Below are 12,663 nucleotides of genomic sequence, written 5' to 3' on the forward strand. Positions count from 1 at the left end.
TGTGCAAATTAAAGGAGGGATTCAAAATGAGTAACTTCTTGATATCCGAAGAAGATTGGGATTTAAACCAAAAAGGCGAACAGGATCAGCGCAGGCATTCTGAAAAGGTCAAGGAAGCAATCAAAAAGAACCTTCCTGATCTGATCAGCAGTGAAAATATTATCCTCTCAGACGGCAAAAAAATGACACGGATTCCGATTCGGTCTTTGGACGAGTACAAATTACGGTACAACTATGACAAAACGAAACATGTCGGTCAAGGAGACGGCAAAAGTAAAGTAGGCGATGTCATAGCCAAGGCACCAGGAAAACAGCAGGCACAGCAGGGTGCCGGTAAAGGTCAAGGTGCCGGCGATCGCCCCGGCATCGACTATTACGAAGCCAATGTCTCTATTATGGAAATCGAGAACCTCTTTTTCAAGGAACTGGAACTGCCTCATCTCAAAAGGAAACTGGAGGCGGATATAACCGTCAACAGCCTTGATTATCGGGATATTCGCCGTAAGGGGCTAATGGGTAATATTGATAAAAGGCGAACCATTCTATCCGCAATAAAGCGAAATGCCCGATCTGGAAAAGCACAAATCCATCCCATCCGTGAAGAGGACTTGCGTTTTAAGACTTGGGAAACGATTGTTAAGCCGGAGAGCCGCGCGGTCGTACTCGCACTTATGGACACCAGCGGTTCAATGGGGGTTTGGGAGAAATACATTGCACGCAGCTTCTTCTTCTGGATGAATCGTTTCTTGCGGACCAAGTATGAAAAAGTAACCATCCAGTTCATCGCGCACCACACCGAAGCGACAGTGGTGAGTGAAGAAGACTTCTTCACAAAAGGCGAAAGTGGCGGAACGATCTGCTCCTCCGCTTATATCAAAGCACTGGAGTTAATTCATTCATCCTATCCACCGTCAAAATACAACATCTATCCTTTTCATTTTTCCGACGGTGACAACTTATCGTCAGACAATCCGAAATGCACGCGCCTGGTCAATGAAATCATGGACATTACCGATTTCTTCGGATATGGCGAAATTAACCCTTATCACCGATCCAGCACCTTGATGAGTGCCTACCGAAGTATTAAAAATGAAGCCTTTCATTCCTTTATTTTAAAGCAAAAAAGCGATGTCTACCATGCGATGAAGTACTTCTTCCAAAAGGATCCGGAAAGCGAAGTCATTTAACTCTAGATAAAATAAAAAGCGCCATTTCAGGCGCTTTTTTCCTGCAATCATCTCTATGACCGCATGGATTCCGTCCTTCGTTCAAGCTCATGAATGTTCACTCTTTTTCGCCCTCAGCCGGACGATAAATTCACTTCCGGACGGCTTCAGATCCTCAACCTGAATCGACCCTTCCTCCAATTCAACGAGTTCCTTCACAATCGCCAGTCCCAGGCCCGATCCACCCGGTTCCCTTGATCGCGATTGATCAATGCGGTAGAACCGGGTAAAAATCTTTTCTTTTTCCTCATTTGGTATAGACGGGCCGGAATTCTGTACATGAATAGATGAAAAATCGTGATCGCCGCAGACCTTTATTCTGATCCGCCCGTCCACCGGCGTATATTTTCTTGCATTGCCTAATAATGACACCACAATTTGGTGAACATAGTCCTCATTCGCCAGTGCATACGTTTCATTCTCAATCTCTGCAGAAAATTCTTGAACGATGCCTCCCGCATAATCGTTAATGACATTGTTCACAATCATTGACAAATTAACTGTTTCTAGCGCTTTTGATCGTCTTCCCATCCGAGCGATCATCAGAAGCTGCTCAATCAGATTTTGCATTCGTTTTGATTCTTGATCAACAAAATGGATCGACCTCTCGATGACCTCAGGGTGACCGGTGCCATGACGCTGGATCAGTTCTACATGACCACGAATCGCCGAAAGCGGCGTCCTCAGTTCGTGCGACGCGTCAGATACAAAGCGCCGATCCCTTTCAATTAACTGATCCAACTGATCCATCAGCTGGTTAAAAGAAAGAGCAAGATCGTGCACTTCTCGCGGCTGGGGGGGGACTGGCACGCGCTTTTTTAAATTATTTGTTTCAGTAATCTGATTGATTAATGCCGTTACCTTCATGAGTGGTCGGTTTAGCTTCCGAGACAATTGATAAATGGCTAAAGAACCGATGAGCACACCTAATAAAGTACAGACAGCAAGCACTTTTATCATGACCACGATAAACTTCTGAATGCTGATCATTCGGACGTAAAGATCAAAGGTATAGCCATTATAGGAAAAATTGTGATGATAGATCGGTACAAATTTTTTCTTAAAGGCAACCGAAGAAAAAACGGACAGCTTGATTAAATAGTTGTTATTGTCGGTAATACTTTCACTACCCTTGGAATAAATCATCGTTTTGTCTGGGGTCTCGATATGTACATAGAAATCCGGATGTTGCGCATAAAGAATATTCTCAATGGAATCCGTCCAGTCCGGATGTTTCTCTCGTGACTCGACAATCAATTGTTTCTTTACATACTCAACTTCATGCTCCGTATCCTTGTACAGTTGATAGCTCACAACCGAGAGAACAGCCAGCCCGATGAATAAAACAGTGAGCAAAAGAATTAAAATATACCAGAAATTCATCTGAAAAAGTGTCGTTTGCTTATTGATTTTGTAGAATGACTTCATTGATCAATCCTCAACGCATAGCCGACACCGCGAATCGTGTGGATTAATTTTACCGGCTGATTTTGGTCAATTTTATTTCGCAAATAGCGGACATACACATCGACAATATTGGTTTGGCCCATGAAATCAAACCCCCAGACCTTCGAGAGCAATTCATCACGGGTCATCACTTTCCCTTCATTTTTCATTAACACTTCAAGAAGATCAAATTCCCGTTGTGTCAGGCTAAAGGTCTTGCTGTTGCGCTCAGCCGTCCGCTTCTCAATATCCAGCGTAAGATCGCCTACTTTGCATACATGGGAGACCGGAGCGGATGCATAGCTGTTTTTCCGCCTGATCGCCACGCGTACTCTCGCCAGCAATTCCTCAATATCAAATGGCTTGGTAATGTAGTCATCCGCGCCGCCATCCAACCCTGCCACTTTGTCACCGACATAATCGCGTGCAGTCATAATAATAATCGGAACAAGGCTTTTACTCCGAATCCGACGGCAAACCTCCAAACCATTTAGCTTGGGCAGCATCAAGTCAAGCAGAACAAGGTCCCATTGCGAGTCTTCTTTAAAGAACTGCTCAAGCGCTTGTTCCCCATCATAGGCTTCCTCCACATGATAATTCTCAAAGTTCAGTTCTGTAGAGACAAAGGAAGCAACACTTTGTTCATCCTCAACGAGCAATATTTTCGCCTTTTCCATAGCTAGCAGCCATCTCTTCCAATTTAAAATGTACGAACTCCGGCAAAACCGATTATTACTTTCATTATAGCGATTCAAACCATCCGCCGTAAGAAATACGAAATGAGATTTACATGAGAAAATTCTCATGATTTTTTCACATTAAATTTGTTACCCGGTAACAATTCAAGACTAACATGGTTCTTGTACGATGATCATTTAATTCATGGCATCCCCCAAAAAGCACGGTTGTTCAAACGTTCAATCGCTCCACCGTGCTTTATTTTTTAACAATCAATTATTTAGGAGGAAAAATAAATGGAAGAACCTATTTTGACCATTGTGGTCCCTTGTTATAACGAAGAAGCTGTATTAGACGAAACAACCAAACGTTTACGCACTGTATTGCTGCAGGCTTGCCGAGATCAGCTCATTTCTTTTAGAAGTACAATTCTGTTTGTGGATGATGGAAGCAACGACCGTACTTGGGAAATCATTGACAGCGCGGCACAAGAGAATCAGGAAATTACCGGACTGAAATTAAGCCGGAACTTCGGCCATCAAAATGCGCTCATTGCCGGCATGGAGACGGCAAGACCTTATTCAGACTGTGTCATTACCATTGATGCAGACCTTCAGGACGACGTCAATGCGATAAGAAAATTTCTCATCAAATTCCGTAACGGCTATGATGTTGTTTACGGCGTGCGCGACAAGCGCGATACCGATACCATGTTCAAAAAAAATACAGCACTGCTGTTTTATAAAATCATGGAACGCTTAGGTGTGAAAATGGTACCGAACCATGCCGACTATCGGCTCCTCAGCAGACGTGTGCTTGATGAATTTGTGAACTACCAGGAAGAAAATATTTTTTTACGCGGAATGATTCCATTGCTTGGATTTAAGAGCACCAAGGTATACTATAACCGCGCGGAACGCTTTGCTGGCGAATCAAAATACCCGCTGAAGAAAATGTTGAATTTTGCCATTGACGGCATCACCTCATTTTCGATCACGCCGATCCGAATGGTCACTTATCTTGGCGGAACGGTCGCAGGAATCGGTTTTCTGATCGGTTTGTATGCGATCATCCAACATGTTCTCGGTCATGTGGTGACTGGCTGGACATCTATGATTATCTCGCTTTGGACGATCGGCGGCATGCAGCTCATCGCAATCGGCGTCATCGGAGAATATATTGGGAAAATTTTTAAGGAAACGAAGCACCGCCCTCGCTACATTGTTGAGAAGCGCTTGTTGTCGAATGAATCATTCGTGACGAAGGCGCTCTGAGTCAAACAATAATTAAACCGGAAAGACTTTCTTTGGACATGCGGCGGATGCCTGGTCCAAAAAGAGATGGGATGTGGCGACTATTTCACGTGTAAAACGAAGTCTGATTTATTTGTTCAGCATCGCGTTTACCAGTTGTTTTCTAGCAGTGCTCGCGATTAGCTTTTTTTATCCTTTGATTTTCAATCATAATCAAGGGCTTTTGACAACGGCACTGTCGCTGGCTCTGTTTGCATTCATCGTCGTTTTATTTTTTATCGCATTTTTCCGCTGGATCGGTCGCTTGACCGACCGAACCGTGAAGAAAATAAGCGGTATCCTTTTTCTTCTCATGCTGCTGTTTGAAGGCGTGCTGATCGTCACGTTCCATACGATCATTCCTCCGATCATTGACGGTGGACATACGTATGCTGAAGCACTCTATTTGCTTGCACATGGGCATGCCTCAAGCAGTATCTATTTTAAAATATATCCAAACAACATACCGTTCACACTGCTTCGTTACTTTCTGTACAGCATGTTCAGTTTTGTTCACTTTTCGAGTTACATGTTTATCGATCGCTTGTTTTGTGCCTTGACTTTGGATGCAGGCATCTTTCTATCTTGGAAACTGATCCAAAAAAAATTCAATGATCAAACTGCATGCCTATTTCTCGTGATTACGCTAACCTGTTTGCCGTTATTTCTCTATACAATGTATTTCTATACAGATACGGCAGCAATCACATTTCCTGTCCTGCTGCTCTATCTTTGGCATCTCTATACACGTTCATGGAAAATACACTATATTCTTTTATTAGGCATTGCACTAGGAGTCGGTGAATTAATCCGGCCGAATCTAATTCTTTTTCTCCCTGCTTTAGGTATTTACATGTTTCTTGTTCTGAACTGGAAAAAGGCATTGATCAACCTTGCTGTCATCGGTATCTTGATCAGCTCAGTCGGATTCGCTTTCCAAGGGGTTGAACGTCATTTTGGCTATGTCCAGGATCCTTCGTTGTCGATGCCTTCAATCCACTGGGTAATGCTTGGATTATCTCGTGACGGAGGCTATAACGCGCATGATTATCAGCTCACGCGGAAGCAGCCTGATCCTGCTCTGAAAAAACAGCTGGATCGTCAGCAGATTGCTGATCGGATAAAAAAAGATGGGACCGGCGGACTTATCTACCTTTGGGCCGTCAAAACCGCAAGGACTTGGGGAGTAGGTGCACACGGTTATTATTGGTACACACATCTTTCCAGTCATCCTACAAAAGCGTACCAGTATCTGTTTAATCATAAAAATCAGGTAACGATTTATATCATTCAAGTGTTTTACATTGTCACTATTTTCTTACTGATTCTTTCGGTGTTGCGCTATTTTCGCACAAAAAAAGCCGACATGTATTTATTGATCCAGATCTGCCTGTTTGGTAATTTTATCTTTTATGTTTTTTTCTGGGAAGCAGAGCCGCGTTACAGTCTGCTCTTTACACCCTACATTCTCCTCGGTGCCGTTTACGGATTTAATGAACTTATGTATTTGCTAAGAAGTGGCGCCCGTCAAACTGATCGTGAGAAACGGATTGGAAAAGGGTTCAGAATCATGCTTGCCGGAGGCCTTCTCGCAGCGGTATACCTTTGCGCATCTGCAGGTTCCTATGCCTATACTCAGGCTCAGTCCCCGCAGCGCAGTTACATTGTCGATCAGCGCTATTCACCCGGCAAAAAGGGAATTGCTGTGGACGCGCATCACTCTGTCGCTCAGACATTTTTTGCATCCGACCAATACAATCGTATTTCCTTTGGCATACGCGATGTTAAGGGGAGCGCTGCGTATCGTCTCTCGGTCACAGATACAAGTTCTAAGCGGATCCTTTTCACAAAAACATTTGCACCGTCAGGCAAGGATCGCAAACAGGTGTTTCAACTAACTCATGCATCGGTTGGAACCCACAACCGAATCGACATTACACAAATAAAGAAAAAACCAGGATCAGCACTTATTTTGACAATGAGCGGATTTGGTTATGAACAACGCGATGCCTATCCAGGCGGATACTTAATGCAAAATGGCGTTAAAAAAGGGGAAAAAGACCTTAAGTTTGCGGTATACCAGGTTGCTGACGGTCCTTACTTGAGCAACAACAGCTACGGATTATTGTTCTCCATTCCTGCTTTAATGCTGCTCATGTATATCTATATTGCGCTCACCATGAATCAGAATGAATCGGACGGAACCTCTGCATTGAGTGCGCGTTCGCAGAAAATGGCAACAAAGCAAGGTATTTAAATAGTAGTGATCAGAAATAAAACCAGCAGGTCGTGAGGAACGAGTGTCCTCATTCACCTGCTGGTTTCTTGCTTTTTCATAAACGCACTCATGATCGATCTTGCAAATTATTTCGAGCAGCAAAGCCGCTAGTTGCGATGAATAATACCGAAATGGTTGAGCGGCCAATAGCGCAGATCCACTTTGCCGACGACCTTTTTCTCACTGACAAAATGGAACACGCGACTGTCTGTACTGTTTTGACGATTGTCACCCATCACCCAAAGCATTCCCTTAGGAACTCGTTCCTTGCCGGTCAGTTCTTTCAAAGAAAAATTCCAAGTCAATTGTCCGGCCAACATACTGTTTTTCTTCTGCTTCAAAAACGGTTCGTCAACCGGTTTGCCGTTCACATATAATTGATCATTCGTATAGCGGATCGTATCCCCCGGCAGACCAATGACACGTTTCACATAATCATCCGTCTTTGTTGCATGAAAAATCACCACATCAAACCGTTTAGGCTGCGCTATTCGGTAATTCACTTTATTGACAATTAATCGGTCTCCATTATATAAAGTCGTCTCCATTGACGGACCGTCCACAATATAATTACCCAATATAAATGTCCGTACAATAATGACAATCAGCACAGAAAGCGCGATCGCCCTGAACCAGGCAAATGTTTCATTTCTTTTTTTTCTTTGACGCATAGCTGCAACGACTCCCGACTATCATCATTCTCTAGTAAATCTTTAACCATACCTTTTTTATCCGAGCACTGACACCTTTTCTTAACTAATGTACACGAATCAGTGAACGATCACAAGAAACCGTGCTGCTTGTCCCAATAATGGATAAGTAAAGAAGCGCCGATAAACCGATCGGCGCTTGATAACTTATGGTTCGAATCAATGAATCGCAATTTCTTGCAAAACCGACCACTTATCGAACGGCCAGTAACGAACAGAAACTTTGCCAACCACAGAGTTTTCATTTATAAAACCGAAATAACGGCTGTCCTCGCTGTTTTGGCGATTGTCGCCCATGACCCAAAGCTTTCCTTTCGGCACATGGACTTTGCCGGTCTTGGACTTTAGGCTGAAATTCTCTGTAAGCTGCTGTCCTTGTGGGAGATCACTCTTATATTGCTGAAGGTAAGACTCATCAACCGCCTTGCCGTTTACATAAAGCTGATCGTTCTTGTAAGAGATTGTATCTCCGGGCAGCCCAATGATTCGTTTTACATAATCTTCAGTACTTGTCGCATGAAAAACAATAATATCGAAGCGATGCGGCGCACCAATGGAATAACCGATTTTATTGACAATCAGCCGGTTGCCGTCCTGCAACGTCGGCATCATTGATTCGCCCCGCACAATATAATTGCTGAAAATAAAATGGCGAACGAGCAATGCGACTAGAACCGCAATGGCAATTGCTCGAATCCAACTCCACAGTTCTCTCTTTGTTTTACTCATTGACTCGCGAGTGTCCCTTCTTGATTTGCCGCTCAATCCCAGTTCATGAATCATTGATCACGATTCTCAACGATTAAGCAGACTGCCTACATATCTTAGTAATTCGTTCGCCGATGTTGAATTATAGCCGTATTCGTCCACAAGTCTGGCAATAACTTCATTAACTCTTTTTAGCTGATCTTCATCCGGTGTCTTGCTTGACGTCGTGATTTTTACTACATCTTTCAGATCTGCGAACAGTTTTTTCTGAATGGCTTCTTTTAAGCGCTCATGTGACTTATAGTTGAAGCGCTTGCCTTTGCGCGCATAGGCGGAAATACGAATCAGAATTTCTTCTCTGAAGGACTTCTTCGCATTTTCAGAAATGCCGATTTGTTCTTCTATAGAGCGCATCAATTTCTCATCAGGATCGACCTCATCACCAGTGATCGGGTCAAAAATCTTGTTGCTGTTGCAGTACGCTTCGACATTATCCAGATAATTGTCCATAAGCGTCTTCGCCGACTCTTCGAATGAATAAACGAAAGCCTTCTGTACTTCGCTCTTTGCCAATTCATCGTATTCACGCCGTGCAAGCGCAATATATTCCGTATAATGTGCGCGATCCTCGTCAGAGATCGACGCATGCTGATCCAATCCTTCTTTAATCGAACGAAGAATATCCAATGCGTTAATGGAGGGAACACCTTTCTTGATAATTGCTGAAGAAATTCGGTTAATGACATAACGCGGATCAATTCCGCTCATGCCTTCATCGGAAAATTCATGCTGCAGTTCTTTAATATCTGCCGCATTATAACCTTCAACAATTTCACCGTCATACAGACGCATTTTCTTAATCAAATCAATCCCGCGGCTTTTGGATTCCTTCAACCGAGTCAGAATCGAAAATGTAGCCGCCGTCCGCAAAGCGTGCGGCGCAATATGAACATTCGCAACATCACTTTCGGAAATCAGTTTTTCATAAATCTTTTCTTCGTCACTGACCTTTAAATTATAAGGAACCGGCATCACAATCATACGTGAGTGGAGTGCTTCATTTTTCTTGTTGCTGATAAAGGTCCTGTATTCGGTCTCGTTCGTGTGCGCAATGATCAGTTCATCTGCGGAGATCAACGCGAATCGGCCTGCCTTGAAATTGCCTTCCTGTGTCAGCGACAGCAAATGCCATAAGAATTTCTCATCGCATTTCAGCATTTCCTGAAATTCCATCAGTCCGCGATTGGCTTTATTCAGTTCTCCATCAAAGCGGTAGGCTCGTGGATCCGATTCCGATCCATATTCTGCAATCGTTGAAAAATCAATGCTTCCTGTCAGATCGGCAATATCTTGAGATTTCGGATCAGAAGGACTAAAGGTGCCGATACCGACGCGCTTATCCTCAGAGAGAAAAATTCGCTCAATCGGCACATCTTCAATTTGACCGCCGTATTCCTTCTCAAGGCGCATAGCGTTCAGCGGCGAAAGATTCCCTTCGACACGAATACCCGTCTCTTCAAAGAAATCCTCGCGCAGATGAGGCGGAATTAAATGAAGCGGGTCCTCATGCATTGGGCAATCCTTAATGGCATAAAGTGCTCCTTCATCCGTCCATGAATATTTTTCCAGTCCGCGCTTAAGCATTGTCACAATGGTCGATTTACCTCCGCTGACCGGCCCCATCAGAAGCAAAATTCTCTTTTTAACATCCAAGCGCCGCGCAGCCGGATGAAAGTACTCCTCGACAAGACGTTCAATTGCTTCATCAAGGCCGTATATCTGTCCGTCAAAGAAGTGGTAGTGCTTATGTCCATCCTTCTCCGAAACACCGGCAGAAATGATCATCTGATAAACTCTGGAATGCGCGGATTGTGCGATCATCGGATTCTTCTTCACTAGTTCCAAGTAGTCTGCAAACGTGCCTTCCCACTTCAGCTGTCCCTCATAGTCGCGGAATTGTTTCAGTTTATCAAGAAAGTTCATTGTATCCCCCCTAGAAAAGATTCACCAATGCTTCCACCCATGTATCTAAGTGTATGCGGTCGGTCGGTAATCTTTCATGGAAACTACGAACAGATACAGAAACAACGTGTCACAAGAGTATGGAAAGGCCTACAGAAAAGTAAAAAATTAGAGCTTCTATTTTTTAAAATTCAAATAGTCATTAACCTTTTTTTCTAAATCAGGATAATCCGGGAAATCGCTGCTGACGCAGAGCTTCATAGACAATAATTGCAGCAGAATTAGATAAATTGAGCGAACGAATGGCTCCGGTCATCGGCAGCCGAACACAGCGATCTTGATAGGCTGCCACAAATTCTTTTGGAAGTCCGGTTGTTTCACGGCCGAAGAAGAAAAAGTAGTCTTTACTTGGATCGCTGTAATCGAAAGCGTCATAAGGTCTGCTGCCGTCGGTTTCAACAAGATAATACTCACCTTGCTGATGCTTAGAAAAGAAATCATCAAGTGAATCATAATAATGAAGATCGACCGATGCCCAATAATCAAGGCCGGCACGTTTCAAATGCTTGTCGTCCGTAGAGAATCCCAGCGGACGAATCAAATGGAGACCGCTATGTGTTCCGGCACAGGTTCGTGCGATATTTCCTGTATTCGGCGGAATCAACGGTTGATAAAGAACGACATGATTACCCATTTCAGACACTCCTATACGTGTTCAGACGACTTCTCAGCCGCTTTGTGAGATCAAATTTTTGCATTGAAAAAAGGCCGGGAGCACCGACCCTCATAACCTCTTATAATAGGGTTTATTATAGCACATCTTGAACCATGAATTTACACGTGATCTTTAATATGGAAAAATTTATAACGGATATTAGCAGTATATGCAGGTGAATCTGTATATGGCCAAGGCCTGTGATATGCATCATAAGTATGCGCATTCACCAGTGGTTCTCCGGACGCATCCATTGCCGTAACCATCGTGTTATGGTTCCAACGGCCGTCACCTTCGAAATCATAACAAATGACATCGCCAGGTACCAATTCGCTTGCCTGAGCGCGTTCAATTGCGCCAATCACGCCGTCCGGCTTGCTTAAATACATACACAAACTGTTAGCCACTGTCCAGCTGAAACTCCAGTTCGTCTGTACCTGCCACCATCCCCTGTTTCGGATCGGATTGCCCCACATTCGGATGCCACCTTCATGTAGGCATTGTGAAATAAAATTGGTACAATCATCGCTGACTATCGGATAGTGTGGATTTCGGCGATTCCACCATAAATCGGCATAGCGGACAGCAGCCAGCCGATCATAGCTCCGCGAACGGACATCGGCAGGAGCCAAATCACCCGATTCGCGCGGCAACGGCTGCTCCTCTCCTGCTGCCAGAGGTGCTAATGTGTCGGAGACAAGACGGCTGCTCCGAACAACCGCTTGCCGATCTTCCAAACGTTCTTCAAGAAAGAAATCATTCTGCTTTTTAATCAGCCACTGAGTATGCAAAGAATAGTCAATAACCAAATCCTCACGCTTGTCCTTCGTTTGCACGTTTTGCGCTTGAACAACCGCATGCTCGATCTCAGCCTGCTGGTCATTGAGTGCTTTCGTTTTATTCATCAGACGCTTTAATTCTTCAGGCGCTAATGCCATCTTGTGTGGATCAGCATTGCCTACCCAATAGTCGCCAAGCATGGTCAAATGGTTCTGAAATGCATTTTTCCAGTCCACGCTAATTCCCCGTTTCAACATGATTTCGTTATCATTTATTTATGCGTAATGTAACGAAATCATGCCGTGCCTGCTTCATTTAGCCGATACTGCAACCCCTGGTCTTTCTAAATTTAATAAGAACTGCTTTACCTCGATTCCGCCGCCATAGCCGACAAGCGAACCGTTTGCTCCAATCACACGGTGACATGGGACAACAATGGGAATCGGATTGCGATTATTCGCCATTCCAATTGCGCGCACCCCTTTTGGATTTTGCACAGCACACGCAATATCCTTATATGACCGGGTCTCTCCAAAAGGAATTTCCGACAATGCTTTCCATACCTTGCATTGAAATTCTGTTCCTTTCATGAGCAGCTTTAACGTGAATACTTTTCTTTTCCCATTAAAATAGTCATCCAGTTGCCGAGCTGCCTCCGCGCATTGTTCTTGATCCTTTATGAGAACTGATGGAAGTTCATGCTTTTCTGCCCATTGTCTTAGCCGGGATTCATTTTCTTCAAACGATCCAAAATCAATGCGGCATAGTTGATCTTCATAGACAGATAATGTCAGCGCTCCGATCGCCGTTTCCATTTCATGAACGGCGAGATAATCGTTTTGATTCATGTATGAATCTCCTTTTGTTC

At 43.9% G+C, this 12,663-nt stretch carries 11 protein-coding genes; 3 read left to right on the forward strand and 8 right to left on the reverse strand.

Annotated features, from left to right (window positions below; genetic code table 11):
• The first annotated feature begins 26 nt into the window (after window positions 1-26).
• A complete protein-coding gene (gene yhbH / locus AC1MBV_RS13570) occupies window positions 27-1,187 on the forward strand; it encodes a sporulation protein YhbH (protein ID WP_255749684.1) in 1,161 nt (386 codons plus the stop codon).
• Between the two features lie 87 nt (window positions 1,188-1,274).
• Here the strand turns inward: yhbH and AC1MBV_RS13575 are convergent, their stop codons facing one another.
• Together AC1MBV_RS13575 and AC1MBV_RS13580 are read right to left on the reverse strand one after the other, a co-directional pair.
• Window positions 1,275-2,654, reverse strand: coding sequence for a sensor histidine kinase (locus AC1MBV_RS13575; RefSeq protein ID WP_480948492.1), 1,380 nt, complete (start codon window positions 2,652-2,654; stop codon window positions 1,275-1,277).
• A complete protein-coding gene (locus tag AC1MBV_RS13580) occupies window positions 2,651-3,349 on the reverse strand; it encodes a response regulator transcription factor (RefSeq protein ID WP_255749680.1) in 699 nt (232 codons plus the stop codon). Before AC1MBV_RS13580 ends, AC1MBV_RS13575 begins: the two co-directional genes overlap by 4 nt.
• A gap of 297 nt (window positions 3,350-3,646) precedes the next feature.
• On the opposite strand from AC1MBV_RS13580, the gene AC1MBV_RS13585 reads away from it, so the two are divergent.
• A complete protein-coding gene (locus AC1MBV_RS13585; protein WP_255749679.1) occupies window positions 3,647-4,624 on the forward strand; it encodes a glycosyltransferase family 2 protein in 978 nt (325 codons plus the stop codon).
• Window positions 4,625-4,697: 73 nt separating this feature from the next.
• The gene (locus AC1MBV_RS13590; RefSeq protein ID WP_255749678.1) at window positions 4,698-6,899 is read left to right on the forward strand and encodes a glycosyltransferase family 39 protein; all 2,202 of its coding nucleotides are present in this window, start codon (window positions 4,698-4,700) and stop codon (window positions 6,897-6,899) included.
• 128 nt (window positions 6,900-7,027) lie between these two features.
• Here the strand turns inward: AC1MBV_RS13590 and lepB (AC1MBV_RS13595) are convergent, their stop codons facing one another.
• The 6 genes from lepB (AC1MBV_RS13595) to AC1MBV_RS13620 all read right to left on the reverse strand — a co-directional run bounded on the left by lepB (AC1MBV_RS13595) (window position 7,028) and on the right by AC1MBV_RS13620 (window position 12,643).
• A complete protein-coding gene (gene lepB, locus AC1MBV_RS13595; protein ID WP_480948493.1) occupies window positions 7,028-7,591 on the reverse strand; it encodes a signal peptidase I in 564 nt (187 codons plus the stop codon).
• Window positions 7,592-7,789: 198 nt separating this feature from the next.
• Entirely contained in the window at window positions 7,790-8,359 is a 570-nt protein-coding gene (lepB, locus tag AC1MBV_RS13600; RefSeq protein ID WP_480948494.1) for a signal peptidase I, read from the reverse strand.
• 66 nt (window positions 8,360-8,425) lie between these two features.
• On the reverse strand, window positions 8,426-10,321 hold the full coding sequence (locus tag AC1MBV_RS13605) for a PrkA family serine protein kinase (protein WP_255749676.1): 1,896 nt from the start codon (window positions 10,319-10,321) through the stop codon (window positions 8,426-8,428).
• Between the two features lie 199 nt (window positions 10,322-10,520).
• Window positions 10,521-10,994, reverse strand: a complete 474-nt coding sequence (locus tag AC1MBV_RS13610) for a tRNA (cytidine(34)-2'-O)-methyltransferase (RefSeq protein ID WP_255749675.1) — start codon at window positions 10,992-10,994, stop codon at window positions 10,521-10,523.
• A 140-nt stretch (window positions 10,995-11,134) separates the two neighbouring features.
• A complete protein-coding gene (locus AC1MBV_RS13615) occupies window positions 11,135-12,052 on the reverse strand; it encodes an amidase domain-containing protein (protein WP_480948495.1) in 918 nt (305 codons plus the stop codon).
• 54 nt (window positions 12,053-12,106) lie between these two features.
• A complete protein-coding gene (locus tag AC1MBV_RS13620) occupies window positions 12,107-12,643 on the reverse strand; it encodes a methylated-DNA--[protein]-cysteine S-methyltransferase (protein ID WP_255749673.1) in 537 nt (178 codons plus the stop codon).
• Window positions 12,644-12,663: the final 20 nt, after the last annotated feature.

It is taken from the genome of Sporolactobacillus sp. PKPK-6, assembly GCF_056678885.1.